The following is a 26,207-nucleotide window of genomic DNA, read 5'->3' on the forward strand; positions in this document are numbered from 1 at the left end:
AATCGGATCTATATTGTACCAATCGGTACTTATAGTATCAATTTGGGCTCACCTCAAAGGGCGGCAGAAGAATCACGTTCAGTTGTCGGCATTGAGCCGGGAAACGGACGACAGGAATTCCCAGGGCTGAGCCATACGCTCGGTGATCAAGTCCCGAAATGCAGCCACCCTGGCAGAGACCAGTTTTCGATCAGCCCACACCATGTAAACAATCCCGGTTGGGCACCCCACAGCGGGCAATACTTCAGTCAGACGATCTCGCTCGGCCAGCTGTGCGAGCAGCACCTTTGGAATCAGACACAACCCCAGCCCCTTGCAAGCCGCGTTAATGATCAAGCGAAGGCTATCGATCGAGTATCTTGGTTTGATGGGAATCCGAACGATTTGTCCCGACTCCCGAAATTCCCAGAATGGGATCTTGTTGCCGGCCAGCAAACGGTGACTGAGGAGATCTGAAGTGTCTGACGGCCAGCCATATTCAGACAAGTAGCCGGGTGACGCTGCCAGACCAAGTTCCATATCGAACAGCCGTCTCTGCACAAGATGCGGCGCTTGTGGTGGATTTGTTGAGATCGCCAGATCAATTTGATCGTCAAAGAAAGTGTTCGTATCGGACGAGAAATCAATATGTATGTTGACAGCGGGGTGATCTTTCATGAAATCAAAAGCCGCCTGCTGAAGAAAACTGTCCGCAAACGGTTCCGGGCAGGAAACGCGGATATCACCCGTTAGCTCCGATTGCAAACTGGATAGCTGCTCCCACTCTTCGTCCAGTTGCTGAAAGATAGGGGCGAACCGTCGGTAGTAATCTTCACCGGCAGCCGTTAGCTGGAACTGCTTTGCATTTCTGTGCACCAGTTTTTCTCCCAGCCTGTCCTCTAGCTGAGCCACTGCGCGCGACAAGGTTGGTGCAGAAACCCGGGTCTGGATGCTTGCTGGAGCAAACCCGCCCCACTCCGCAGACTGGCAGAACCAGTAAACACTCGACATTTCTTTGGCTTTCATATTTGCATTCTTATCTTTCAATTAAAGCTATTTTTGAACGATTGCCGTGATGATAGATTGAGTACAACTTTTAAACAACTGGAGCAATGGCATGAAAAAGTTTCCCCGCAAATTTCAATATCCTTTGATGGCTTCATTGGTTCTACCCACCATGCTTCTTGGCATGAGCGCCATCATGACCTATCAAAACCTGCCAGAGGGTGCCTCATTCCTTAACGCCTGGATGAACATGGTGGGCCAGGTTGTACCGCCCGCCTTATTGCTGCTAGCCGTCATCGCACCATCGGTACGACTCTTCGTTAGCCGGGTTCTTCTGGAGCCAGAGCAACAACAAACGGATCGATAGGCCGATAAGGAATGATCTTCTTCAACCGACTTCGAGACCCGCGACTATGAGTACACAACTTCTTATTGAGTTATCACTGATCGGCTCTGTCTTCTTAATCTGCGGTATCGGCTGGCTACTTTCGAGAAAGTCCCGGCGGACCGCAGGCCATACCGTCGAAAACGTACTCACCGGTATGCTTGGAGCCTTTCTGTTGATGGCTGGATTGGTCAAATTTTTTGACCCTTTCGCTCAAATGTTTGCCTCTCAGGTCGCGCTCAGCGGACTGCCCTTTCCTACACTGTCAAAGTGGGCCGGGCAGTTCGGCGAAATGTTCGCGGGCGGCCTGTTTCTCTTCGTCTTGTTCGCCGGAGGGAATCTAAAGAACACGATAACTGACCGTCTGTTTTTCAGTGCAACTGCATTGACGGCAATCATTATGATCGTGGCAGTTTATGTTCATCTGGAACCCAATGTTCCTGCATCGGTTCTACCACTGCAAACTAAACCACCGATATTGACGCTGATCGTGATGGCATTTGTTGGCTTTAACGCCTGGCTGCACATAACAAACAGTACACAGCAACGCGGTGCAGAGACACGTGTCATCAGTTGACGAATTCGGGAGTAGGCTTCTCGCCTATCTCCCGGGTCTTGGCTATTACCAGTAGCATACTACCCACCATCATCGTCGCAGCGGCGGTGTAAAGCCCCAGGGCGTAATCTCCTTTGTATTCACGGAGCACACCGGTGAACGCCGGAGCGACAATCTGGGCAATGCCAAAGGAGATTGTCATTTTCCCCATAAATTTGGCGGGCTGGGAGGGGTAGAAGCGACCGGCCATGGTCAGCACAAGACAGACAATGCCAACAAAAGTACCTCCGAAAAGAACTGCGCCCAACATCGTTAACAGGATATTGGGCGCAATGACTGGCAACAGAATACCCGCTGCCTGGAGCAGGCTGGCAGCAATCAGGGCATTCAGGTTACCTATTCGGCGCGCAATCAGGTCCCAGAGAACAGCACTGGGGGCTGCAGCCAGACCCATTACCATGAACGCACAGACGCCCTTCCCTTCCAGCCCGGGTAGCTCATCGACAATCGCCACAATAAATGTGGAACTGACAACGAAACCAACACCGGCGCAGAAATACGCGGCGGTAAGGAGCGCCATGAACGCTTTACCAGGCGGGCAGTCGCTCATGTTTCTATTGGCAGTGGTTACTGGCACAGATTCAGGCCGTGGTAGCCATGCCCAAGCCGGGACAAGAATCACGGCTCCGATCACCGTCAGAACCAGCCATTGCCGGTGCCAATCGAGCCAAGTGCTCATCAGCTCGACCGCAACCGCACACAGGACCATTCCCAGCCCGACGCCACTGAACTGAATGCCCAACTCACCACGGTGGTTGTTACGAATCAGCCAGCTCAGAACCAGCCCCGAACCAATCAACATACCGGCTGCACAACTCAGCCCCGCCAGAAAACGCAGGATTGACCAGAGCCAGACGTTTTCCGTCAGTCCCATGCCCGCCGTGGTTATGACCGCCGCCACCAGCCCGATACGATAAAGACGATCTTTCAATTTTAGATCACTGATCATGGAGGCGATGAGCGCGCCACAGAGATAACCCAGATAATTAATAGAAGCCAGCCAGCCGCCTGCCGCCTCACCCAGTCCTGCCTGCTCCTGCATAACAGGCAGTAGCGGGGTATAGGCAAAACGGGCGATCCCCATCACCAGTATCAGGTTGAGGACCCCTGCGGTCAGAACCTTATAGCGTTGAATTTCTTCACTCATATTCGCCCCATGAGCCAGTAAAGTAGAATTTGCGATCGAAGGTAGAGTTGTGGAAATCAGACAAGCGCTCTTCTGACCCAGTCCATTCGGTCCTGTCCAAAGAATAATTCTTCACCGACGAAAAATGTTGGTGCTCCGAACACCCCTCGCCGTGCTGCTTCATCCGTCGATTCGATTAACCCCGTTTTGATCGCGGGCAGGGCCATCGCCTGCATCACTTCATCCGCATCAAATCCTGCCTTGCTCAGAGTTTCGGCCAGCACCTCTTGGGAGGAAAGGTCTTTGCCCTCGGCCCAAGCAGCGGAGAACATGGCATGGTTATACTCTTCAATCCTGCCAGCGGACAGTGCCCAGAGGGCACCACGCATGGGGTTAACCGTGCTGAAAATAAAGTGCGGATTCATTTGGAATGGAATCTCATAGTAATCGGCGTGGCGCTGGAAATCGGCCTTGATCCAATCCCATTTTGCCGGGATCGTGACTGGGGAAGTATTGCCCGTCGCTTTGAATACACCTCCAAGCAGCATCGGCTTGTAGTTGATATCCACCTCTCTGTCTTCAGTCAGCTGCAACAACCGCATAAATGCAAAGTAAGATGCTGGACTGATGAAATCGTAATAGAAGTCGATACTCTTCTTCATATCAAATACCTTTCGTGAGCATAGGTTCACCAGGACTCCGAAAAAGGCCTCACATCCTGTTCGAATGTCCAGGCCGAACGGGGCTGGTTATGAAGTTGCCAATAAACCTCAGCGAGATCGTCAGGCTCAATGATTCCGTCGTCCCCCTTGCTGGCATACAGGTCGGGCAAAAATTCAGCGGTTGCCTCATTGCGTAGGAGCCCGTCAACAACCACATGCCCGACGTGGATGCCCTGAGGTCCCAACTCCCGGGCCATGCTTTGCGCCAGCGCCCTCAGGGCATGTTTGCCACCGGAAAAGGCGGCGAACCCACGCCCCCCCCTCAGACTTGCCGATGCTCCGGTAAAGAGAATAGTCCCCTCCTTACGGGCCAACATCTTTCTTGCGACCTCACGTCCTACCAAAAAACCTGCAAGTGCACACATCTCCCAGACCTTTCGATAGATCCGTGTGGTTGTGTCACAGATGTCAAACTGAACGTTTCCACCAACATTGAAAACCGCGACCCGTATCGGACCCAGTTCAGATTCCACCCGGTTAACCAACTCACTGACCTGCACCTCGTCCCGCGCGTCCGAATGAATCGCCGTTGCACTCGAACCAAGGGCATCAATTTCAGAGCTGAGAGTCTGCAAATCCCCCCGGCGCCGAGTAACCACGAGATGAAAGCCTTCCCGCGCAAAGCGACGAGCAATGGCTCCTCCCAGGTGATCTCCGGCCCCCACCACCAAAGCAATCGGCCTATCTTTCATCTGCATCGCACTCTCCATAAAGGCTGGAAACACTGGTAATAGCCTAATTCAGCGCTTAGCATAGATAAAATCGATTATTCTGATGCTAACGACAACTGAAGGTTATGGTATGGAGCTGCAACAACTGCGCCTTTTTCTGGCAGCCGCTGAGTCGGAGAGCTTTACTCGTGGCGCGAAGAGAGCATTCGTTTCCCAACCGGCATTGTCTGCCTCCATTGCGAAACTGGAAGGGGAGCTAGGAGTCCGGCTTTTTACGCGGAACAAACGCAATGTGGTGTTAACACCCGCCGGTCGAACTCTGTTTAAACGGGCCACGCAGATTGTCGACGAGTGCAACAGGGCCCGGGACGAACTGAAAAACCACGACCAACAACGAATGCTGCGCCTAGGCGTTGTAAATACACTGTCTATTACCAACATCGCTCGCCTGATAGAACCGTACCGCAGAGAGAATGCTAGGCTAAAGCTCCAGGTGTTTGATGCCTCAACTAACGAAATAGAGCGACTGGCGGAATCAGGCCGTATTGATCTGTCGCTCACCGTCCTCCCGGAGCGCACCGAGCCCGGCCGCCGTTTCAGCTACTCGAAACGCCTGTTTTCCGAGTCGTACAGGTTAGCCATGTCAGCCAGTCACCACCTGAGTGAGGCGCCGTCACTAAACCTTGCGGATCTTCGGAACGAACCTTTTGTGTCGCGCTCACATTGCGAATATCGCCAGATATTGCGGGAGCTCATGAGAACAGAGGGCATACAATTGAACGTAGCCTATGTGACCGATCAGGATGATCGTGCACTTTCCCTCGTGGAACAGGGCGTTGGCGTCGCTATCGTTCCCGAACATTACGAATCACCGAATCTCGTTAAGCGACCAATATCCGAGCTGACTTCAACACGTTCCATTGGGTTTGAATGGGGCGAAAACGAAAACCAGACCGAAATTGACCAATTTATTGCTTTCGCTTCGACAGTCAGGTGGCCAGAATAGCTGCTTACTTTAAATTTATGAGAAAGCCAACCTCAACGGTTGGCTTACCCATCGCATACTGCGGGTCAAAACCTTATCTCACTTCGTAATTGCTATTCGAGCGGATATAGATCGTCGTCTCTTCATCGCTATCATTCCTGAATCCGTGGGTAAACTGGCCGGTGGATTCCAGATAGCTTCCGGCGGCAAGGGTTTTGGTGTCACTCGAACCACGTGAGTTGTAATTGATGTGGGTTGTACCTCGTTGCTGCTGACATTCCTAAAAAGAGTCTGTACTTACCCCGGCCGTTTAATGCAAAGCCAATCTCTTCATGAAAAGGCCCCTTTCCCAATGGAAGAGCGGATCTTTAGAAAGCGCTGACTAATGTCCGCTTTTGTTTAAAAGCCGGCTTGGATGACCAGCGCTTCGTTCTCACTGGCGCCGTTCGGGCGCTCCCACATCCTGATCCTAGGTCACACCTTTGCCGAGCTATGTTTTTATCAGAAAACGGTCGTTTGTTGGATGCTCCGGCTCACCCCTCAAAATTACCCGGTTTCGGCTTGTTTCGCGTCCAAAAATCACGTACAACAATCTATGAACAGAAAAGGTACCTTTTATGATCATAGGTTATGCACGCGTCAGCACCCAAGATCAAAATCCAGAACTCCAGGTGGATGCTTTGAAAAAAGCTGGGGCCGAACAGGTCTTCCAGGAAAAATTTACCGGAACCTTACGTGAGCGACCCGAGTTGTCGCAGTGCCTCCGTATGCTCCGGTCGGGCGATGTCTTGGTCGTGTGGAAACTGGATCGCCTAGCTCGATCTTTGAAGGATCTCGTGGAGATTGTTCAGGACCTCCAGGATCGTGGCATCGGTTTTAAGTCCCTGACGGAATCCATCGACACCACCAGTTCAGGTGGTCGCCTGGTGTTCCATATTTTCGGGGCTCTGGCTGAGTTTGAGCGCGACCTGATCCGGGAGCGAACAATTGCTGGACTACAGGCTGCCAGGGCTAGGGGGCGTAAGGGTGGTCGGAAACCAGCAATGTCCGATGCTGATACCAGGAAAGCCGCCGCAATGCTGTTAGACCCGAAAATCACCAAAACAGAAGTAGCTGAGCACTTTGGTGTAGCCAGGGGTACCCTGAATGCTTCGCTTAAACGGCTACAAAACCGGTAAGATCAATAAAAACGATACTGTGCTAAGGAGTAGTTAGCTTGGAAGCCTTCATTGCAGATCCCTCTGCCGTCGATGAATTCCTCAAACGCTGGAAAGGCAACACAGGTAGTGAGCGAGCCAACTTCCAATCGTTCATGCGAGACCTCTGTACGCTGCTGGACCTTCCTCACCCAGACCCGGGTGAAGGCGACACCAGTCAGAACTCCTATGTATTTGAGCGGTTCATCGCGTCGGCCCGAGTCGATGGCAATACCGACAACCGGTACATCGACCTGTATCGTCGGGACTGCTTCGTATTGGAAGGCAAGCAAACTGGCAAGGAGCTGGCATCTCGAAGCCAACAGAACGCTGTTAATGCCGCTGTAGCGCAGGCTGAGCGATACATTCGAGGACTGCCCCAGGAAGAAGTAGAACATGGCCGCCCGCCATTCATCGTGATCGTCGATGTAGGCAACGCTATCTACACCTACTCCGAGTTTTCACGAACTGGCGGTAACTATGTTCCGTTCCCAGATCCCAGACATTATGAAATCCGACTGGACGACCTGCATAAACCCGATGTTCAGCACCGTCTTCGTCAGCTATGGCTGGAACCGGATCAACTCGATCCGAGCAAGCATGCTGCCAGGGTGACCCGGGAGGTCAGCACCAAGCTGGCTGAATTGGCAAAGTCTCTGGAGCACAGTGGATACGATGTCGGGCGGGTAGCCAGCTTCCTAAAGCGCTGCTTGTTTACGATGTTTGCCGAAGACGTAGAGCTACTGCCAAAGGCATCTTTCCAAAACCTTTTGATCGATATTAAAGACCGGAACCCTGAGGCCTTTCCGCACGCCGTGAAGGCGCTTTGGGAAACCATGAATGCTGGTGGCTACAGTGAGCGTCTGATGCAGACCATCAAGCGCTTCAACGGCGGACTGTTCAAAGGCATCGATCCGATCCCCCTGAATGTCCAGCAGATCCAACTGCTCATTGATGCGGCCAAAGCCGACTGGCGTTTCGTTGAACCTGCCATCTTCGGGACGCTTCTGGAGCGAGCCCTTGATCCTAGGGAGCGCCACAAGCTGGGTGCCCATTACACGCCCAGGGCCTACGTTGAACGCTTGGTCATGCCAACCCTGATCGAACCACTTCGTGAGCAGTGGGGCGACATCCGGGGTGCGGCGGAAACCCTGCTACGGCAAGGCAAAACCGACAAAGCTCTCCAGGAAGTCCAAGCCTTCCATTATCAGCTTTGCCAGACCCGAGTACTCGATCCCGCTTGTGGTAGCGCTAACTTTCTTTACGTGGCCCTTGAGCACATGAAGCGCCTGGAAGGGGAAGTCCTGGGCTTCATGTCCGAGTTAACCCAGGGTCAGGGTGTTCTGGAAAGTGAAGGCCTTACCGTTGATCCGCACCAATTCCTAGGCTTGGAAATTAACCCTCGGGCTGCCCAAATAGCCGAGCTCGTTCTTTGGATTGGCTACCTTCAGTGGCACTACCGGCTAAACGACCGACTGGACCTACCTGAGCCCATCTTGCGGGACTTCAAAAACATCGAGTGTCGGGATGCTCTGATCGAATACGACAGCCGAGAGCCAGAGCTAGATGACAACGGGGAACCGGCGACCATCTGGGATGGTATCAGCATGAAGGTCAGCCCCACGACCGGTGAGCTCATCCCAGATGAAGCAGGAAGGGCAACGGTTTACCGGTATCACAGTCCTCGAAGGACGGAATGGCCGGAGGCGGACTATATCATAGGCAACCCGCCATTTATCGGAGCATCCACGATGCGGCGTGCATTGGGGGATGGTTACGTTGATGCCGTGCGCCAAGTATTCGCGGGAGTGGTGCCTGACTCTGCGGACTTCGTTATGTACTGGTGGCACACCGCAGCTGAAAAGGTGCGACACGGGAACGCCCAGCGCTTCGGCTTCATAACTACTAATAGCTTGCGCCAGACCTTCAACCGCCGTGTCCTAGCACCCCACCTAAACGATGCCAAGCGGCCGCTTTCTTTGGCCTTCGCAGTACCTGACCACCCTTGGGTAGACGTTAACGACGGCGCCGCCGTGCGTATTGCCATGACAGTGGGCGTGGCTGGCGACCAAGTGGGCCAAATGCGTCAGGTCGTCAAGGAGACCTCTAGTGAAAACCGTGAAGCCCGAGAGGTGCAGTTTAGCCAACATGATGGGAAGGTGTTTTCTGATTTAACCATTGGAGCAGATGTATCGAGTGCAAAATCACTGCGCGCAAACGAAGGACTTGCCATCAAAGGGCTCGAACTGGGCAGTCAAGGGTTCCTTATGGACCGAGAGCGAGCGGAAGACATCCTAACCCAGCACCCCGAACTAAAGAGTTACCTGAAGCCGTATATGAATGGCCGTGACCTAACAATAGGGCCGCCAACTCGATATGTTATCGATTTTAATGGTCTGAACGAGACTCAGGCGCGTGCTGCCGCACCATTTTTGTATCAGTGGCTGCTTGATGCAGTAAAGCCTGAGAGGCAAGTGAATCGAGAAAGCCGGACTTCCTCAAAATGGTGGCTATTCCGGCGGTCCGGTTCTGAGTTGAGGAGTGCTGTAGCCGGAGTCGATCAGTTTATTGCGACAACCCGTACGTCTAAACACAGGATATTTCAGTTTCAACCTAGCTCCGTGGTTGCAGAAAGCAAAATTGTTGTTATAGCAATTGATAGCCCTTGGATGCTTGGAATCCTATCCTCTCGCCTTCATACCCTTTTCTCAGGCAGGGCAGGTGGTTGGCTGGGGGTAGGTAATGACAGCACCTACAACCATCTAGACTGTTTCGGAAAATTCCCATTCCCTATATGGACAAGCGCCAGCAGCAAAGAAATCGCAAAACTGGCAGCTGATATAGATCGACACCGCAAGCGACAACAGGTTGAGCACCCTTCTTTAACCCTCACCAACATGTACAACGTGTTGGAGAAACTTAGGGCCGGCGAAGAGCTCACCGACAAAGAAAAAAACATCCACCAACAAGGCCTGATTTCAATCCTGCGCGAACTTCACGATGGTCTGGACCACGCCGTCTTCGAAGCTTACGGTTGGTTAGATCTCGCCGAAAAATTGGTGGGGCGCCCCGGTGCCACAACACCACTTCCAGAGAAATCCGCTGATCAGACGGAAGCTGAGGAAGAGCTGTTGATGCGGCTGGTTGATCTCAACAAGCAGCGTGCCGAGGAAGAATCACGGGGCATCATTCGCTGGCTGCGTCCGGAGTACCAGGCACCTAATGCTGTGCAGGCTGAAGTAGAGATAGCGCCGAAGGCCGCCGCTACTAAATTGGAAGCGGTTACCAGCAAAGGCAAAGCAACATTCCCGAAAGCCATTCCCGATCAGCTTAGAGTGCTCCGAGAGACGTTGGCCGAACGCTCGTACACTACCGAAAGCCTGGCTGAGCTATTCAAACGGAAGCCGATGAAATCGGTTGAAGAGGGGCTGCAATCTCTGGTGGCTGTCGGTGTTGCAGAGTATGAAGAGCTAAAAGGTACCTGGCACCTCATCTAATTGAATGCTTTAAACCCAAGACTTCTTAGAAAAATTCTGAGAAGTCTTGGCGAAGCTTGTCTGCCAGCCAATGGTCGGGGAACCTTGTAATCGCTTCCCGCCATATAGACAGGGCTCGCACTCGCTGATCAGAGTTCCAACAAACCCCGCCCAAATTAAACCAAGCCAGATCGTAATTTTCATCCTGCTCGATAGCATGAAGATAAGCTGCGATGCTGCGCTCTGCATCGCTAGTGTGTTCGTACGCTATCGCAACCTGAAACCAGCTCATCGCATCAGGCAGATGCCTCTCTGCTTGATCGATCAAAATGGGTAAAGCTTCGGTATACCGCCCTAGGTGGTTCAGAGCTGTTCCGAAACAATAGCCATACAGCACCGGATCCATCAGAAACGCTTTCCGGTACGCCTTTTCTGCTTGCACCCAATCGCCATCGTATTGAGCCCAATGCCCGATACGATCCCAAAGAAATGCCTCATTCGAATCGTCGTAACTTAGTACTTCACGAACCTTGTTCTTGAAAGCCCCAAAATCTATCCCGGTGGGTTCACCGGCCGACTTGAGCTTCCAATGACACATCAGTTCTTCAGATTGAGCGACATGGTGTGTCGGGTACTTTTCTAAGTAGGCCTGCCAAAACTGGAGAGCATGCCGAGTTGCTTCAACTGATTTTCGGCCAAACTCAAACACCTCCCTCGCACACCATGGCCATATCCAGTTACAGCTATCGGCCTCTCCCAGCAAGGCTCTTATATCCCTGAAGGCGTCCGAGACCGCTCCTAATCTGAACAATAGGTTGATTCTCCAACCTTGAACAGCAGTCATTTTCAGCTCTGAATTACCTCTAGGCAGGATTTTATCGAGGTGATCCAAAGCCCTTTCTAGATTGTTGCCTTCACCGCGGTACCAAAGAGCGAGAGCAAAATGTGCCTCACTCAGCCCGGGGTCGATTTCAAGAGCTTGAACGTAGCATTTTCGAGCCTTTTCGTTATCGCCCAGGCGCTCCATCACCGAACCCAAATTCTTATAACACTGAGCCGCTATTTTTATGAGATCAGTTTGTTCCAGCTCACAAAGGGCAGAACGATACGTCGTCTTCGCTTTCTCATACTCCTGCAACGCTAACCAAGCGTTCCCGATACAATAAAGCATTGATCCAGGATACACCTTGCCTGCCTTCATTGACCGTTCCAGTGCTTCAATACCTGCCCTGACACGACTTTCGTCAATAGGGTGGCCATTAATACCTAGATTTATTTCTGCCATGTAGGCGAAATCAATAGCAGGGGAGGAGGGATCTAACACTGCTTCAAATTGCTCAAATGCGGCACTAATTGCAGCATCCTGGCCATCGTTGTATAGCTCAACAAGGATCTCTTGGGCTATCTCAGGGTTGGGCGGAACATGAATGGCTGGGGCCTTTCTAAGCAAACTGCCAATTTGTTTAGGTGGCGTCACCGTCCAAGCAAGGCGCCTATCCCTGGATGAATTGTTTGCAGCTATCGCCCGTTTACTCAAGCGATGCTGGAACGCCTCATTGAATGGCGACTGCAGATTAACAGTGATGGATTCCTGTTGCTCCCATTCATCTTCTCGATGGCTGTACTGGCGGTGAATTTCTTCAGCGTAGCAGGCGAGGAGCCGATCAGTTGGAAGGTGATAACACACATAGATCGACGCGGGGTGGGCGAGAAGGTAATTGAGGTTCGTCCTCTGAACTGAAACGCTAACCGAGCCGTCCTGGTTTGCTGGTTGATTTGTCCCCTTTAACTGCACATGGATCCGAACGTTTGTGACGCTATCTCCGCGTAAGGCTTCAATTTGTATGTCAGATCCATAATCCCGCCGGTCAGAGCCTTGGTTTATAAACAAGCCACAAGCCCCTATAGCTGAGAAGAAAACTGCCTCTGCCGCTTCCTCCGTACTATGGGAGGAGCCACGTTTGGGAAGGTCATTAATTGACATACGAATCTTCCTATCAGGACTCGGGCGCTATTGATAGTTTTAGGATACTGAACATAAAAACATAATGCGCATAATCTGAGGTTATGGTGAAACGTCTCTGGGTACAGGAGCCAAGCCTCTCCCTGGCGCGTCACACCACTGGGCAGGTGTCGCGTTTGCCTGGCATCCTTGCCGGCGTTGAGCCCCGATCCTACTGATCAATTGACTCCCAACTAGTATCTGCGACTTGGGCCCCCGGCGAAAGCCGATATCACTGCAAACGATTGGGATATCTCGTAAAGCGAGACAAGCGAGGCCGCGCCCGATACGATGGCCGCCAAATTACGCTTGTTGTATTTAAGGAGAAGTAGTTGCGGTATCTCCCGTCCTCATTACTGGCGCTCATACTCGTCATTGGGTTTGCACCCGTTGCAGCTGAGACAATAAAAAAGACGTCTTCGGGCATTTGTCATCCACCTGAAAGCTCATATTACGATCGCACCGAAAATTTCCACGGCTTTGACTCACTGGAGACATGCCTGGCCAGTGGCGGTCGCCTACCCAAGCAGTTGGCCTCTAATAACGCGCCCAAACTGAACAAACATCGGGCCGATTCGTACAGACGATCGGCCTTCGGACACGGCTGGGACGATGCCGATGGCGACTGCCAGAACAGCCGCGCTGAGGCATTGATTGCAAGTTCCAGTACGCCAGTGCGTTTCGCAACCGACAAGAGTTGCCGCGTGGTAACCGGTCGCTGGATCAGCCCTTTTACCGGAAACTTGATACAGAACAGCAGCGAAATCGACATTGATCACGTGGTGCCGCTCGCCTGGGCTTGGGAGAGGGGCGCAAGCAACTGGTCCGATGCGCGTCGAGAGAGGTTTGCAAACGACGAACGCAATCTATGGCCCGTTGAGGCCTCTTTGAACCGTAGTAAAGGTGCGAGAGGACCGAATGAATGGTTACCACCGAGTGGGGCCTGTAGCTACGTGGCTCGCTTTCATCGATTGACCAAGATATACAAACTTAAAGCGCGCCCCAAAGAGGCTACTTGGATCGGCGCATTTATAGATGAATGCCGGTCATAAATCGGACACTTAGTACCAATTAGTAATCCGCGTTACTAATTGGTACTAAGCCAGTAAGTCTCTAAAATTTCGATAAAAAATTTAGATCGGGCAGCATAGGGTTTACGCAGACGGCTCGATCGTCACAGCTCCTGCCAAATCTTTACCGTTATTGATTAGCAAAGTGAAACTGTCTTCGGGGTCAATGCGCTGCTCATACGCCTGTACTCGCTTCAACCAGCCCTCAGAGCAAAGACCGCTGAAATAGGGAGGCAACCCCTCTGTCTCATAAGGCTCAGAACGAAGAGGTAAGCTCATGCTGAGGGCACTACCGAATTTTAGGTATTGAGCGTCGTACTGAAACCGAACGCGGCGTCCAATACGTTCCATATGCCCTGCAAGCCTGCCATGCATAAATACGGTCGCCTTGGTGCTGAAGCGGCTCATTGATTGCACCTTTTGATGTTTGTAGTGGAAATTTGTAAGAGGAATATAATGCTAGGAATCATAGTATATGGGGTTTGGCAATGACGATTAAGCGCATGACTGAGCAGGAACTACTCCACGATCTCGACCCTCAAACGGCGCACGCCGACGAGCTGGCTAAATCGCTTCCCGAGGAGCTCACCCCTCTAGAACGACTCAAAGGATCAGTGAAGCGCTATGAGCGGCCAACTGATCCCGTATGGGAAGAATACTTTGATTTTAGTGAGGGCGTACACGACGACTTCATGGAAGATCGGGGCCAGCCTCCGAAAGATAGGAAATAATGTCTACCTTCTACATCACCGGTCTTACGGCACTCTGTATTCCTCAGCTCAGCCGGTTTAAGCCATTCTGGCATGGCATCGGGGCACCGGATGCTTGGTCAGTCGCCAGCCGGAATTATCCGGATACCTCATGCTTTTTCGGAGAGCGCGAGATTGTGGATGTATCGAAGTTTATGGTCCAGTCCGGACTACAAACCAACTTGAGCGGTTGCGCCAGCTATGAACGCGCTGTTTTCGAATCACTGTACCATCACATTGAACAGAAAAATCAAATGGTACCGAACGTGCAGCCATCCGACATCGATGATGTGGTGGACTTCGATCGTGTTAGGGACTGGAGTACCTCGTTTTGGCCACTCAGCTTTTCAGTAAACACCAGAATTATCTCTCGGATATCTACCTGCCCCTAAAAGACCGTTTGCTCCAGGCCAATGAAAGGAGCCTGCTCCCAAAGCTTCAGCTCCTCTGTAACCGGGGCATCCGGATCACACTGAGCTACAAGCTCTACGAGACTATAGGTTTTTCTTTTCTTCATTGCGCTCGCCCTATCGCAAGTGCCCACGACGTCCGACAAGAACGACGGCAGACACGGTGTTAGCGTGATCGCAGGAGGAGCCTTCATCATAAATGGCGCTGTCGCGCGATTCTTCATCGGTGAACCGTTCATCGGGATTGACGTAAGCGAGCAATCCCTCAAGGCCATCATGGATACCACTGTCGGCGCAGGGCGCTTCTAGTCGTCTATCGTATTCACTTCCCACTCCGCTGGCTGGTCCAGCCTAAACACCTCCAGGGCCCTCAAATTCACTATTTCGTCAAACCCCGTTTCGTAACCCTCTACCAGCACCGGCGTCTCCGGTGGTAGGCTTTTAAGCCGTTTGATCAGTTCTTCTGCAATCACTTCTCGTCTTCAGTTTTGTCAAAGGTCGAGAACGATCGGTGGGTTGGTGGGCGCATATCGTTCGGTGCAGGTGCTGGCATTGATTAACGGCGCCTCGCCGTGACGGTGCTCACCGTAGCCTTCGTGGATATGACCGAAGATGTGTGCTTTAAGCTTAAGCTGGTTAAGCCGATGCAAAAGATCAACACATCCCACGTTTTGGCATTTGAAGCCGAGGTTCACCTGGTCCCCGATACCCTTTGGTGGCCCATGGGTTATCAGTACATCGGTGTTGTCGGGGATTTGCTGCCACTTTTTATAAAGTGACTGGCCGCGATCCAGCATAAACGCCCAGTCCATGAATGCGGGTGTCCAGGGTGAGCCCCAAAACCGAACGCCTTCAACAATGACTCCGCTGTCCTCAAGATAGATGGCATTTGTCAGCGCTTCGACAGCGAGATCAGGCGTTACTTGAAACGCCCAGTCATGGTTGCCGGCAATCACAATTTTGTGCCTGTGTGGCAAAGTGCCAAGCCAATCGTTCAGATCTTCCACGTTATCCAGTGTGCCGGCTCCAAGACAATCTCCGGCATGAATCAAAACATCGCCATCTGGCACCTGCGGTATTCGGCGGTGCAAACTGTGAGTGTCAGAAATGCATACAAGTCTCATTAGTCTTCCTAGAATGTCGGCTCAGTCGTATCCAAGCCCCAGCTCTTGATCCAGCGTACTTAACCGATTCAGCACATCCAATCACTCAGCTACCGGTTCGTCAGCTCGGTTTCGAGTGACCAGTCCATGAAAGGCAATAGCCGGACGATGTTGCGTGCATCATCCACACCCCGGTGATGTTGCCCCTGGAATTCGAGCTCGTGAAATGCCAGGGCGTGGGCCAGCCCGTTCATTTTCTTCTGACCCGTTGTCCTACGCCAAATCCGTTTGAGGTTCAGGTGAGGGTAGTTCAGAAAACCCGGTGGCGATCCGTATTGTTCACTCTCCGCCTGAATGTGAAGTCGGTCGTAATTACCCCAGCTACACCAGATGAACTCCTCGGTCCGGCTGCCCAACCAAGTGTTGATCTCCTGACACACGTCCGCATATTCGGGTGCTGTATCCACCATTGTCTGACTAATGCCAGTCAGTTCTGTGCAGAAACCGCTCAGATGGGGATGGCGCATGGGTCGCACCAGAAAAGACTTGCTGTCCAATAGCGTTCCGTCACGAGTGGCCAGCGCACAACCAAACTCGATGATCTCCATGTTATGAATGCTTTGTGGCTCACTGGAGGGGGCCTTTCGACTTTCCCAGCAGGTCGCCTCTAAATCAACGACGAGAAGCGGTGAGTGATTATTCAGAGAACCCATCTGTCGCCTTACGTTTTTGGGTGTTAGTCCTTTGCAGAAGTTCCAGCAATGTTGGGGCGGCACTCGAAACCAATGAACCACCTAAGTTGAATAGAGCCTATATGGCCCCTTCAGATACCCTGTCATATGAAAATTTCCGACCAAGCTACAATACCCTCTCCCCGAATAGGGACAAAACTTCACTCCAGTATTGATTGCTCACACATAGATCAATAGTTTTCCTAGCGCCGTTATGTTCCGGTGCAGCATCCCATGTGCCCGTATTATCGATATCGAGTTCCCACTCCGTTGTGTAATCCTCTTTCTGCAGCACTTCAGACCTTTTAGTTTCGTCCGTGCTTTGCTTTGATGATTTTGGTGAAAATGAAACCACATGATGCCCTGGTAGGTCCTCACCAATTCTGCGTGCGAACTCTGTCAAACTGGGTTCAGCAAGGACGTAAAGCCAGCCACCAATGTCAGAGGGCTCCCCTGTTTGACGCCGGAGTATTCTGCCGAGAACTTGCCGAAAATGGAGCTCTGTTCGAATCCTGCTGAGGTGACAGCACACCTGCAATCTCGGGATGTCAGTTCCTTCACTGATCATCCCCACAGAAATGATCCATCGATCAGATGATGTTTTGAAGTTTGAAATAATTTGATGGGCTCCGGGCGTATTGTAAGTGACAACAACAGGCCTTTCTCCGAGCGCCGCAAGCCGAACTGCAATCTGCTTTGCATGTGCCGCTGTCGCAGCTACGACGAGGCCAGCAGCGGATGGAGCCTGCTTCCGGATCTCTAATAATTTTTTGGATGCTTCCGAGAGTGTGTGGTCGATCACTTCGTCCCGAAACAGAAAGTCAGGATATGTAATATGACCCTGACTGATTGTTTCCCGGATGCTGGAGTAGGTTTTGAGGCCGAGTTCCGATGACCTCAGGCTGATTTCCCGATTATCAGTGAGCACGATTTTTGGGGCTCGGCAAACGCCGTCGATAACCGCCCGCTCTAAACCGTATTCGTAATCGCAATGGAGCTCTCCGTCAGGCTGCGTGTAGCGAGAAAGTACGATTGGGTTGTCGTCACTCCTCCAAGGTGTTCCTGATAGCGCCATTGTGAGGGAGGCCTTTCCTTGAATCCTATCGAGAATTGTTCGCCCCCAACTGTTGCCAATTGTGAGTTCGTCCCAACTGCTACCGGAGCAGTGATGAATCTCGTCCAAAACCACGAAGACTCTGTGCTCACCCAGTACTTGCCATAGCTCTCTGGGAAGCGTGTTCATCGACTGATAGGTGTAAGAACCACCCGCGGCGCCAATTTGGCCATTGAAGCTTCGCCCAAGGATTTGGCTAAATGTCGAGGCGACGCTTTGCGACACTGTCCGTGACGGGGAGAAGCATAGGACGAAATCAATTTTATTGCGTTCCAGAAGGGCCTTAGCCACCGACGCTACCATGACGGTTTTGCCCGCCGCAGGTGTTGCGTGGCATAGAAAGTGGGTTTGGTACTCAAAAGCTTGAAGAGCTTGATCGACGCACTCGCGCTGCCAAACGCGCAATTGGATCATGCGGGAAACCCAATTTTTGTGATGACCGACTCTACAGCACGAAGTTGACCTAGTAGCTTTGTGCTTCTCTCCCGAGACTCCAGGTACTGCGCCTTCACGGCGCTCCGAAGTGCCGGGTACTTGTGATATAGGCGCTGGTATTCCTCCGCTTCACCAATACTGGCAATCAGTTCGACCTTTCTTTTAGAAAGCTCCTCCTGCAACGCCCGCTGTGTATCACTATCCATCGACGATTCAACGTGCCCATATGCAGCCCTAAATGGAGAAGGCTTGGATTCCAGGGAAATGTCTTGGTTGTTTGAACGGTAGATAAACTTGCATCCGCGACCAGTCGATCCCTCGTAGCGATCGATAACTTTTGCCTTTTCAAGGCGTAGAAGTTCTCTGTATATGTGCTTGCGAACTTGGTTGCGGCTTGGCCGCTGAACTTCGGGTATTTGACGAAGATACATATCCCGAATGCTGGTATTGGAAAAAGGAGTATCTGGCTGCTGTCTCAGGAGTTCGATCAGGATCTTGTCGACGCTCAGTGGTTGCGATTTTTTCATAAGGCGGTCCGATTGGTCTCTAGGTCGATCTGGTCGACCCCCGAAAAATGGGTAGTATATGCCGTGGTCTACCATGCCTCAAGAAACCATAGTCTTGTCTTTTGTGAGGGCAAGAAATGGGCTCACCGATTTGTGAGGCGTTTGGCCGGAATTTGCGTGCGATTCGAAAATCGAAAGGGTTTTCTCAGGAACGACTCGCTCATGAAACGGGAATTGATCGAAGTTATGTGGGGAAGATTGAGAGAGGAGAAGTGAATATCACTATCGAAAAAATCTACCTGCTAGCAGATCATCTACAGTGCTCACCTAAGGATCTGCTCACTTAGCCGTTGACTCCAGGTCGTCTGTTCTTCCGCTCTGTTCGATTGAATGTCAAATGCCAAAAACCATTCAGGCATGTTGTCCAGCGGCTACTCCAGAAGCCCAAGCCCATTGGAAATTATGACCGCCCAGATGACCAGTCACATCCAGCACTTCGCCAATGAAAAAAAGCCCTGGCTGATTGTTTGCTGACATCGTTTTTGATGACAGGTCACGAGTGTCCACTCCGCCCAAGGTAACTTCGGCTGTTTTGTATCCTTCCGTTCCTGCGGGTCGCACTTCCCAATGACTTAGGACGTCAGCTATCGCCTCTAAGTCTTCATTGCGGCAATACTGGAATGGTTTGTTCCACTGTTGGAGTTCGCAGAAAGCTTTTGCAAACCTTTTCGGCAAGAAATCTTCGAGAAAATGGCGGATATGGCTCTGTGGTTTTGTTTTGCGATGTTCGTGCAGCCTATCACGAACTGATACGCTCGGAAGAAGGTTGATCCGTATTGTATCTCCGGGATGCCAGAAGCTCGATATCTGCAGCATGGCGGGGCCGCTTAGACCACGGTGAGTGACCAGCATCGGTTCGCGGAAATTTTCGTTGTTACAGTGCACGTCCACAGGGCAGCTCACGCCGGAGAGTGGCGCCAGTTGCTCCTTTAGTTCTGGATACAGGGTAAAGGGTACAAGTCCTGCGCGGGTTGGAAGCACGGAAAGCCCAAACTGCCGTGCAACATCGTATCCGAAGCCCGTGGCGCCCATGGTGGGGATAGACAGCCCACCGCAGGCGATGACCAGCGATTCGCAGGTAAGGGTGCCGCTGCTGGTTTGTAGCTGATAGCCGTGATCGACACCGCTGATTTTATTCACGCTTGTTTTAAGTCGCACTTCTGCGCCAGCCCACTCGCACTCAGTGAGTAGCAGATTGAGGATCTCCTTGCTGCTGCCTTTACAGAAAAGCTGGCCTGCCGCTTTTTCCTCATGCTCAATGCGGTGGCGGTCTACCAATTCTAAAAAGTCTTGGGGCGTGTAACGCTTGAGCGCCGAAATGCAGAAATGGGGATTGTCAGACAGGAAATTCGCCGGGGTGCTGTTTAGGTTGGTAAAATTGCATCGACCGCCCCCGGACATGAGGATTTTCTTACCAGGTTTATTGGCATGATCAAGTACCAATACGCTTCTGCCGCGATATCCCGCTGTTGAAGCACACATTAGCCCGGCGGCACCTGCTCCTATAATGATTACATCATAAGTGCTGGACATAGCATCTCCTGAGGAAAATCCCGCTAGTGTAGGGTAGTCGGTGTAATGAGCCAATGGTTCGTTAGGGCTCGTAGCCTAAGTTCGGAAGTTCGCGACAAGATCTTCGATCTGATTGAGCTTGGCATTTAACTTCTCGATGGTTACGTTGCTAATCTGCTTTCCAGAAACATTCTGGACATCGCCTTTCAACTCGTTGGTTAGGTAGAAGATGCTCTTCAATCTGTCCTGAAGCTCTTTCACCTCATAGGAGTGTGCGAAGGCATCAAGCTCTTCCCAAGCCAAATCGATGTAATGCCACAATGAGTCAACACTTTTGTGGCCTGTAAAACTCGCGACTTTTTTGAGTATTGTTCGGTAATCACTGTCGGTAATGATGTGGCGGGTCTTTAATGGATTCTTATCCATGAAGCTAATAAAGTGGAGCTTTACCATATTGGTGATAAAACGATGTCTAAACATCTTCTGACAGTTCTTTTGCTTGATGCCAGCTCTTACCGTAAGCCTCCGAAATTCCTGATACGCGGCATCTGGAAGTACTTCTTTACCACTTTCAGAATTAAGATAGATTACATTGTCCACATCCTTCTCTGATTGGATAATTCCTGAAGTTAGAAGGCGTTCAATTAATTTTCTTCTGTAAGAATTAATGAATATTTCAATCTTCATCGCTAGGCTGCGTGGGATCGGAATCGTTCTCATATTATTTTTGGAGTCGATCCGGCCTTTGAGTGTGGGGAGAATCAGTTGCGATTTTCTCAGGCTAGCCGCATTGTTAGAACAGGGTATAGTGATTAATTCTTGAGGTCGGAGCCCCGTTGCTTCAAGCAACACCAGTTGCAACTCACGCCGTCTATGCATGTATTCAAGATGGTCCGCCTGCTGCTTTTTAGAGAAAAGACCTCGCAGTTTTCTACTCACATTCGTATCGCTTCGTGAAGCCTCAAGGGTATCCCACAATTTTCTGATGTTTATTGTTGAAATAGGGGTTGCGTTCGTCGTTGTCGCTCTTGGTATGTTCATCGGGAAAACGTTGTGAATGATCTGCCGACCAGTTCTATGCGCATAAACCTCTTGCTTTAGCTTTATCTGATACCTTTTATCAGCATCATCCACTCCCGCAATCAGTCGCTCAGTGGCAATGTTTTGCTGAACCCAAACCAGAAAATTAATGGCGGTTGCCACAATGGCTTTAACCGTGTTGTTGTTCCTGACGCGCTCGTTGTAGATATCAGTTTCTTGACAGAGTTCATAGATCAACTCATCGATATGGCTGTGTTTCAAATCAGCGAAATCCACCTTTCTCGCATAGCAAAATCGAACTAGGTGGGAAAGATTTCGCGCGTAATTCCCAAGTGTCCCACCATCCTTTTGGTTCACCGTCACAGTCCTGCTTCTATCGCATAAATACATTTCTGCGATTAAGCAAGGCGAGCCATTAGGCCAAACAAATGAGTAATAGCAATACCGTACACGATCATTCGAAATGATCTCACCGGTTTCACTATCGAATCTGTCTATTGTCGGAAGTCGAACATTCTTGATAAGGCGATAAAGTTGACTAGTCATTGTCGGCAACGAGCGTCAAAGAAAAATACTCCCGATACAGTTCGTTGTGCCTGTCCAAATCGTATTGGTATTCAGGGCTATTTTTGACTGCATCGAGACAGATCCTATTCAAGTCGGTGTATGCTCGGATGAGGATCGCTCGAAATCTTTCGGCTTCGTCGAGTTTTTCTTTATAAAATAGAGCCTTACGTTTAGTTTTATTCGAATTTTTGTTTCTCGAATTTTTGCTTTTCTTTTTGATTGCGACCCTTATTTTATCGAGTTGTTCGAAACCTCCGTCGAGTGCGGTATCTGAATACTTCTTGAACGTATTAAGAGTCATTGCATGGATGCCTACTGATTTTCGCTCAACAGAAGCAATCGCAGCCTGGCTCCCGCACTTAGATGTTATCCAAGAATATGCGTCAGGATTTTTCAATGCTTCAATCATTGAATGATAGAGCACTTTAATGGATTCTTTTCTTATATCAGACATCTCACCGCCTACGAAATCTTGATAGCAATGTCGACCTTTAATCCTTCATCGACATTCTCAATACCAAAAACAGTCACTTCGAAATGACCCGACTCAATTTGAATTTCAAGCCATTGTTTAAGTTCGTCTTCTTTAATCTCGGAAATAGAGTTAACCTTGAACTGATTGCAGACTTCGTCATAAACATCTTCGATGTTGCTGATGTCAGAGAGATTATTGCCGTCCTTGAAAAGCCTCAATTGCTGATACGCATATTCAGATTCAACCTCAACCATTTCCTGGCCTTCAAAGTTATCCTGAATATACTCGAAAATGTGATCTGGATTGGTGTGACCTGCCATCCACCGAGCGCTATCTAAGGAAGAAAATTTAAATGTCCAAAAAAAGTTCAAAAGAAACGATTTTCGTAATTCATGTGTATTGACGTACCATCGTCTTCCGTATTCATCGAGTGGGACTTCGATATGGTCACAGAAATAGGAAAGCCTTGACCTTATGAATTCATGATCGGCAATCGAAGCAGATGCCCAATCAAATCCGTAATTGATTCCATACAGCAGGTATTGTTCTTCTTTTTTTGAAGGGACATGTTTTCGCGCGTGTTTGTTCATTTCTTGAAGTAGTACGATGGCCCTAGCTGCAACACGCGGAATTGGTTTCGCATCTTCTGGAAGGATTCCGCGTATACCCGACTTTTCAATATCCTGTATGAGCCAAAAGCCATCGTTATCCTTGAAATATAAACAATCGTATTTTAATGAGGACAGTTCGTTTACTCTGATCGGTTTCATTGAAGCTATTATAATGAAACAAGCACCCTGCAAAATATCAATGAGATAAGTTAATGGAGGTTTTGATCTGAATGATTTTACATCACGAACGTTATAATCAAACGAACCGATCTCTATTATCTTACGATGTCGTTGAAGTACGTTTTCAACAACAATTTCTCGTTTCTTGTAGAGCTGAGTAAATGGTTTTTCAATGACTAATAAACCCTCGTTGTGCAAAGTGTCGAAAGCGTCTACCATGGCACTGATAATCGCCTCCCCTTTGTTAAGCACCCAATCAACCGAGGAGTTGATTATCTGCAGACAAACGGGCAGCGGAATCCAAGGTGTGTGTTTAATCTGCAATTGGTTGTTCTGTATGTATGTGTGGATCTCTTCAAACCTAAACTGCTCTGAATCGGGCAATTCACGGTGGAACAACTTCTTTGTAGATAGAAAAATTTTAAAGTAACCCAAGAACTGCTTTATGTTTTCCTTGTTAGCTATAACTTCAGAAATAAGCGGGGTCGTATGTCCAGGAAACTCATACTCAAGCGTCACAGGCACAAGAACGTCTTGGCTTTTCCTTAGTAGATCTGGCTCAAATTGTCTCAAAAACGCACTGAATTTATCGCTATGCGTAATTTGTTGTGGGAGCTCGAATGCCTCGACGAATTGCATGCGATCGATGACGGAATCACCGAATTTTGTTTTTCGGTAAAATCCTTTTGACTTAAAGACTCTGATTGCTTCGGTAATATCAGAGGATGTTAAATGGTAAATATCGTCGCTGATTAAAGCTGTACCGGACATCTCAAAAAAACGAGCTTTAAAAATCTCTGCAACGTCGAACAACTCCATGATTCCGCCGTGAATTTTCTCTCTTACGTAGCGAAAAAGTCGTTCTTGAGTGAGCTTTCTAAGAAACTCTGATCGTGGGCATAGATTAATATCTTTACGAAAGCACCATTGAGCAAAAGATAGAAGGTTATTAACTAGACCTGGTAGTGAGCTCACGGAGATGTTTGGAGCGATAGAGGTTGATTCTACTATCACGAAAATTGCTTTCTGGAGGAAGTCAAGAAAATCACGATTTTGAGGTGAATCGAGAAATGTTCCATCCGGAAGCCGTCTGTTCCAATTTATGGTTCGCACGTACTTATAGCTACCGTCGGCCCTTTTGACAGTTTTTACTGTTTTAATGATCCATTTACTTTCATGAATTCCAGATAGCAGCCAATCCGCGATAAAATCACCGGAATAGATGGTGATTCCAGAGTCATAGCCAGCGAGGTACTTTTGAATGCTTACTACGTCCGCTTGGCTCCAGTTTAACTGGACGCTGAGTTTTCTCATGAAATACTTGCTCGTCGCATGATAAGTCGATCCCACTCCAATTTTTCGGTCATCAATAATGCTTTGTCTTTTGCAGAAAAATTGGTTTCTCTGACGGAGTTTTCATTATGTTGAGAGAGTGTAGTGTTTAAGTGCTTTGCTAATGTAATGAAAGCGATAGGTGCCAAACCAGTTTTAGAATCCTTCTGTGCGAGAGCAGATGCGCTTATATTTTTGTTCTCGGCAATAATTTTATAAGCATACAAAAATGACAGAGACTTCTCTGAAATATTTACAATCAGATCGCCTTGAGGTCTTTGTGTTGCGTCGATTTTATCGTTAAGATAGCTAATAAGAGGATTGTTACCTTTGGAGTCAAGGGCAAGCATTTCGAGAATAAAGCTATGTAATTCATTCAAATTGCTAAAATCTACCGCATCGAGTAGATAATCCTCATTTGCACATGCGGAAACAAGCATCAGGTTCTGAAACCGTCTCACCTGCCTTGTGTTATATGCTGCTATGAGAGGTTTTGGAAGATAGTGCTCAAGCGCTACTCTTGTTCCGTTGCCTAATTTTCGAGAAACGGCTCTGATTGATCCAGTTCGAAAATACTCTAGAACGCCTTCTGAAGCTCGTAGTTTCGAGTGGGTAAGCTGATTTCGGTAAATCCCCGCATCAGCAAGGGACGGAAACAAAGTTCCGATGAAGAGTGAGCCGTCCTCTCTCCCGGTCAAATAGGCTGTTACTCTCGAATTTTGCGCACAGGTAAAAATCTTATCCTTTGAATTCATGGCGAGGATCACGAATAGGTACTTAGATAAATTGGTGGGGAGATTCGCGAGGTTGGCCGTGCGCATTTCTAAAAGCGTTGAGATAATCTCCAGACTTAAATCTGACAACCCTTCTTTCTTGAGAGCTTTGGCGCGACTCTTTTCAATCGTAAAGGAAATGGAGGTTTCCCCAATTTCGAGACGTGATTTGCCATCTTTGTCCTCAACCTTGCAGTTAAGCAAGGACAAAAAAGTAAACTTGGGATTCTCCATCATTAAAAGTGCGACGATAAAGGAAACATCCATGTTTCCCAGAAGCCCTAACATCCAATTCAGTTTTCCTGTATAGCCGGTTTTATCTTTTTCAATATGGCTCGGTGGGAATTGACTAATCCATAATGATTTGTTTTCCCACATAACGGCTCTGCTTGCCAGTCCGCAGTCTTCAATTTTGGATGAAAGCTTAACGAATCCTTTATATTTTTTGCTCAATGATAGATAGGCGGCAAAAGATTTCCTGTCATGTCCAGATGAAAATTGCCGTCTAATAGGGGGGATGCCATTTCCGCGAGGATATATGTCATAGAGATCTTTTGCTTTGACCCGTCGCTCAAGGATAGCTGGATCAATTTCGCTTAATAATTTCTGGCCAGTTTGAAAAAATGCTTTTAGGGTCTTCCAATAATCTGTTAACGCTCGATGCAATCTATTTCTTTTTCGTTCAAGATCGTAATAAAGCTCGTCTAAATATACAGAGTCAGTCCTACTCAAACTCACCGGGCAAATTAGTTTATCAAGTTGGTCTTTATTATTAACTTTGTATGCCGATTTTTCGCCAATTATGCTTACATTGAAGCTGGATTTTCTTTGGACTTGATTGACCTGCTTCATTGAGGGAATGAGAACTGAAATGGGTATCTGGTCTCGGTCTTGCAGGTACACCAAAAATGGGAGAAGATTTTTATTCCAAATAGCCACCCGTGTAGTAATGCTTGATTTAATTTCAGGCGTGATCAATGTCGTCAGGTATAGATTTTTGATTAGCGTCGACCAATCGTCGGCTTGCCTCGGAAAAGCTTTCATCTCAGAGTCAGTAATAGTAGGTCGCAACACGCTATTTAAGCGACTCCACCAGCTCTTTATTGTGATTGGTTTCTTCCCCGTGCAGTAATTAACTGCATGCTGTGCGAAAGTTTCCCAGCCTTTGACATGAGACAGATAGTGGATATTGATGTAGCTATAAGCCCCAGCTTCGGATTGTATTCTTAACTGATGCTCGCCATTTTTTAGGGTGACTTTCACTATATCTCTACTTCCGTTAACTGTCGTTCTCGTTTAAATCAATGGCGCCCGCATTTCAAGAACAGCATCTGCATGATCCGGCCTTAGCTCAGGTGAGATCTCTACCAAAAAT

Annotated in this window: 27 protein-coding genes; 10 read left to right on the plus strand and 17 right to left on the minus strand. The window is 49.4% G+C overall.

Annotation, left to right across the window (positions count from 1 at the left end; genetic code table 11):
• Positions 1-78 precede the first annotated feature (78 nt).
• On the minus strand, positions 79-1,005 hold the full coding sequence (locus tag AC0B60_RS01740; protein WP_445474030.1) for a LysR family transcriptional regulator: 927 nt from the start codon (positions 1,003-1,005) through the stop codon (positions 79-81).
• 91 nt (positions 1,006-1,096) lie between these two features.
• On the opposite strand from AC0B60_RS01740, the gene AC0B60_RS01745 reads away from it, so the two are divergent.
• Together AC0B60_RS01745 and AC0B60_RS01750 are read left to right on the plus strand one after the other, a co-directional pair.
• A complete protein-coding gene (locus tag AC0B60_RS01745; protein ID WP_445474029.1) occupies positions 1,097-1,351 on the plus strand; it encodes a DUF2798 domain-containing protein in 255 nt (84 codons plus the stop codon).
• A gap of 46 nt (positions 1,352-1,397) precedes the next feature.
• Entirely contained in the window at positions 1,398-1,946 is a 549-nt protein-coding gene (locus tag AC0B60_RS01750) for a hypothetical protein (protein WP_445474028.1), read from the plus strand.
• On the opposite strand, the gene AC0B60_RS01755 is transcribed toward AC0B60_RS01750, so the two are convergent.
• The 3 genes from AC0B60_RS01755 to AC0B60_RS01765 are packed head-to-tail and all read right to left on the minus strand — an operon-like array spanning position 1,939 to position 4,531.
• Positions 1,939-3,132, minus strand: a complete 1,194-nt coding sequence (locus AC0B60_RS01755; RefSeq protein WP_445474027.1) for a YbfB/YjiJ family MFS transporter — start codon at positions 3,130-3,132, stop codon at positions 1,939-1,941. The two genes, AC0B60_RS01750 and AC0B60_RS01755, sit on opposite strands and share 8 nt — an antisense overlap.
• A gap of 56 nt (positions 3,133-3,188) precedes the next feature.
• Positions 3,189-3,773 (minus strand): 2-hydroxychromene-2-carboxylate isomerase, encoded by a 585-nt coding sequence (locus AC0B60_RS01760; protein WP_445474026.1) that lies wholly within the window; start codon positions 3,771-3,773, stop codon positions 3,189-3,191.
• Positions 3,774-3,799: 26 nt separating this feature from the next.
• Positions 3,800-4,531: an SDR family NAD(P)-dependent oxidoreductase gene (locus tag AC0B60_RS01765; protein ID WP_445474025.1), complete on the minus strand. Its 732-nt coding sequence runs from the start codon at positions 4,529-4,531 to the stop codon at positions 3,800-3,802.
• Positions 4,532-4,634: 103 nt separating this feature from the next.
• Here AC0B60_RS01765 and AC0B60_RS01770 point away from each other — a divergent pair, with 103 nt between their 5' ends.
• The gene (locus tag AC0B60_RS01770; protein ID WP_445481294.1) at positions 4,635-5,510 is read left to right on the plus strand and encodes a LysR family transcriptional regulator; all 876 of its coding nucleotides are present in this window, start codon (positions 4,635-4,637) and stop codon (positions 5,508-5,510) included.
• A gap of 73 nt (positions 5,511-5,583) precedes the next feature.
• Here the strand turns inward: AC0B60_RS01770 and AC0B60_RS01775 are convergent, their stop codons facing one another.
• Positions 5,584-5,739: a DUF4437 domain-containing protein gene (locus AC0B60_RS01775; RefSeq protein ID WP_445474034.1), complete on the minus strand. Its 156-nt coding sequence runs from the start codon at positions 5,737-5,739 to the stop codon at positions 5,584-5,586.
• Positions 5,740-6,106: 367 nt separating this feature from the next.
• On the opposite strand from AC0B60_RS01775, the gene AC0B60_RS01780 reads away from it, so the two are divergent.
• Both AC0B60_RS01780 and AC0B60_RS01785 read left to right on the plus strand, forming a co-directional pair.
• Positions 6,107-6,667 carry a recombinase family protein gene (locus AC0B60_RS01780; protein ID WP_445473845.1) on the plus strand — a complete coding sequence of 187 codons (561 nt, stop codon included), beginning with the start codon at positions 6,107-6,109 and terminating at the stop codon, positions 6,665-6,667.
• 38 nt (positions 6,668-6,705) lie between these two features.
• Positions 6,706-10,182 carry a class I SAM-dependent DNA methyltransferase gene (locus tag AC0B60_RS01785; RefSeq protein WP_445473844.1) on the plus strand — a complete coding sequence of 1,159 codons (3,477 nt, stop codon included), beginning with the start codon at positions 6,706-6,708 and terminating at the stop codon, positions 10,180-10,182.
• A 25-nt stretch (positions 10,183-10,207) separates the two neighbouring features.
• On the opposite strand, the gene AC0B60_RS01790 is transcribed toward AC0B60_RS01785, so the two are convergent.
• The gene (locus AC0B60_RS01790) at positions 10,208-12,145 is read right to left on the minus strand and encodes a tetratricopeptide repeat protein (RefSeq protein WP_445473843.1); all 1,938 of its coding nucleotides are present in this window, start codon (positions 12,143-12,145) and stop codon (positions 10,208-10,210) included.
• Positions 12,146-12,867: 722 nt separating this feature from the next.
• Between AC0B60_RS01790 and AC0B60_RS01795 the strand changes: the two genes are divergently transcribed.
• On the plus strand, positions 12,868-13,215 hold the full coding sequence (locus AC0B60_RS01795) for an HNH endonuclease family protein (RefSeq protein WP_465083931.1): 348 nt from the start codon (positions 12,868-12,870) through the stop codon (positions 13,213-13,215).
• A 102-nt stretch (positions 13,216-13,317) separates the two neighbouring features.
• On the opposite strand, the gene AC0B60_RS01800 is transcribed toward AC0B60_RS01795, so the two are convergent.
• Entirely contained in the window at positions 13,318-13,641 is a 324-nt protein-coding gene (locus AC0B60_RS01800) for a HipA N-terminal domain-containing protein (protein WP_445473842.1), read from the minus strand.
• A gap of 80 nt (positions 13,642-13,721) precedes the next feature.
• Between AC0B60_RS01800 and AC0B60_RS01805 the strand changes: the two genes are divergently transcribed.
• The 3 genes from AC0B60_RS01805 to AC0B60_RS01815 all read left to right on the plus strand — a co-directional run bounded on the left by AC0B60_RS01805 (position 13,722) and on the right by AC0B60_RS01815 (position 14,701).
• Positions 13,722-13,964: an AbrB/MazE/SpoVT family DNA-binding domain-containing protein gene (locus AC0B60_RS01805; protein WP_445473841.1), complete on the plus strand. Its 243-nt coding sequence runs from the start codon at positions 13,722-13,724 to the stop codon at positions 13,962-13,964.
• A complete protein-coding gene (locus AC0B60_RS01810; protein WP_445473840.1) occupies positions 13,964-14,374 on the plus strand; it encodes a hypothetical protein in 411 nt (136 codons plus the stop codon). The genes AC0B60_RS01805 and AC0B60_RS01810 overlap by 1 nt, the downstream gene beginning before the upstream one ends.
• 189 nt (positions 14,375-14,563) lie before the next feature.
• Complete coding sequence (locus tag AC0B60_RS01815) at positions 14,564-14,701, plus strand: hypothetical protein (RefSeq protein WP_445473838.1); 138 nt, start codon at positions 14,564-14,566, stop codon at positions 14,699-14,701.
• On the opposite strand, the gene AC0B60_RS01820 is transcribed toward AC0B60_RS01815, so the two are convergent.
• The 5 genes from AC0B60_RS01820 to AC0B60_RS01840 all read right to left on the minus strand — a co-directional run bounded on the left by AC0B60_RS01820 (position 14,698) and on the right by AC0B60_RS01840 (position 18,302).
• Positions 14,698-14,865 (minus strand): hypothetical protein, encoded by a 168-nt coding sequence (locus AC0B60_RS01820; RefSeq protein ID WP_465083536.1) that lies wholly within the window; start codon positions 14,863-14,865, stop codon positions 14,698-14,700. The two genes, AC0B60_RS01815 and AC0B60_RS01820, sit on opposite strands and share 4 nt — an antisense overlap.
• An 18-nt stretch (positions 14,866-14,883) precedes the next feature.
• Complete coding sequence (locus tag AC0B60_RS01825; RefSeq protein ID WP_445473837.1) at positions 14,884-15,516, minus strand: metallophosphatase domain-containing protein; 633 nt, start codon at positions 15,514-15,516, stop codon at positions 14,884-14,886.
• An 89-nt stretch (positions 15,517-15,605) separates the two neighbouring features.
• A complete protein-coding gene (locus tag AC0B60_RS01830; RefSeq protein ID WP_445473836.1) occupies positions 15,606-16,208 on the minus strand; it encodes a 3'-5' exonuclease in 603 nt (200 codons plus the stop codon).
• 145 nt (positions 16,209-16,353) lie between these two features.
• Entirely contained in the window at positions 16,354-17,754 is a 1,401-nt protein-coding gene (locus tag AC0B60_RS01835; RefSeq protein ID WP_445473835.1) for a DEAD/DEAH box helicase, read from the minus strand.
• Complete coding sequence (locus AC0B60_RS01840) at positions 17,751-18,302, minus strand: hypothetical protein (RefSeq protein WP_445473834.1); 552 nt, start codon at positions 18,300-18,302, stop codon at positions 17,751-17,753. The genes AC0B60_RS01835 and AC0B60_RS01840 overlap by 4 nt, the downstream gene beginning before the upstream one ends.
• Before the next feature lie 116 nt (positions 18,303-18,418).
• Between AC0B60_RS01840 and AC0B60_RS01845 the strand changes: the two genes are divergently transcribed.
• A complete protein-coding gene (locus AC0B60_RS01845) occupies positions 18,419-18,628 on the plus strand; it encodes a helix-turn-helix domain-containing protein (protein ID WP_445473833.1) in 210 nt (69 codons plus the stop codon).
• A gap of 64 nt (positions 18,629-18,692) precedes the next feature.
• Here the strand turns inward: AC0B60_RS01845 and AC0B60_RS01850 are convergent, their stop codons facing one another.
• The 5 genes from AC0B60_RS01850 to AC0B60_RS01870 all read right to left on the minus strand — a co-directional run bounded on the left by AC0B60_RS01850 (position 18,693) and on the right by AC0B60_RS01870 (position 26,095).
• Positions 18,693-19,874 (minus strand): BaiN/RdsA family NAD(P)/FAD-dependent oxidoreductase, encoded by a 1,182-nt coding sequence (locus AC0B60_RS01850; protein ID WP_445473832.1) that lies wholly within the window; start codon positions 19,872-19,874, stop codon positions 18,693-18,695.
• 75 nt (positions 19,875-19,949) lie between these two features.
• Entirely contained in the window at positions 19,950-21,251 is a 1,302-nt protein-coding gene (locus AC0B60_RS01855) for a hypothetical protein (RefSeq protein WP_445473831.1), read from the minus strand.
• 181 nt (positions 21,252-21,432) lie between these two features.
• Positions 21,433-21,915: a hypothetical protein gene (locus tag AC0B60_RS01860; protein WP_445473830.1), complete on the minus strand. Its 483-nt coding sequence runs from the start codon at positions 21,913-21,915 to the stop codon at positions 21,433-21,435.
• A gap of 8 nt (positions 21,916-21,923) precedes the next feature.
• Positions 21,924-24,041: a hypothetical protein gene (locus AC0B60_RS01865; protein WP_445473829.1), complete on the minus strand. Its 2,118-nt coding sequence runs from the start codon at positions 24,039-24,041 to the stop codon at positions 21,924-21,926.
• Positions 24,038-26,095 (minus strand): hypothetical protein, encoded by a 2,058-nt coding sequence (locus tag AC0B60_RS01870; RefSeq protein ID WP_445473828.1) that lies wholly within the window; start codon positions 26,093-26,095, stop codon positions 24,038-24,040. Before AC0B60_RS01870 ends, AC0B60_RS01865 begins: the two co-directional genes overlap by 4 nt.
• Positions 26,096-26,207 lie beyond the last annotated feature (112 nt).

The sequence above is a fragment of the Marinobacter sp. V34 genome (assembly GCF_055524115.1).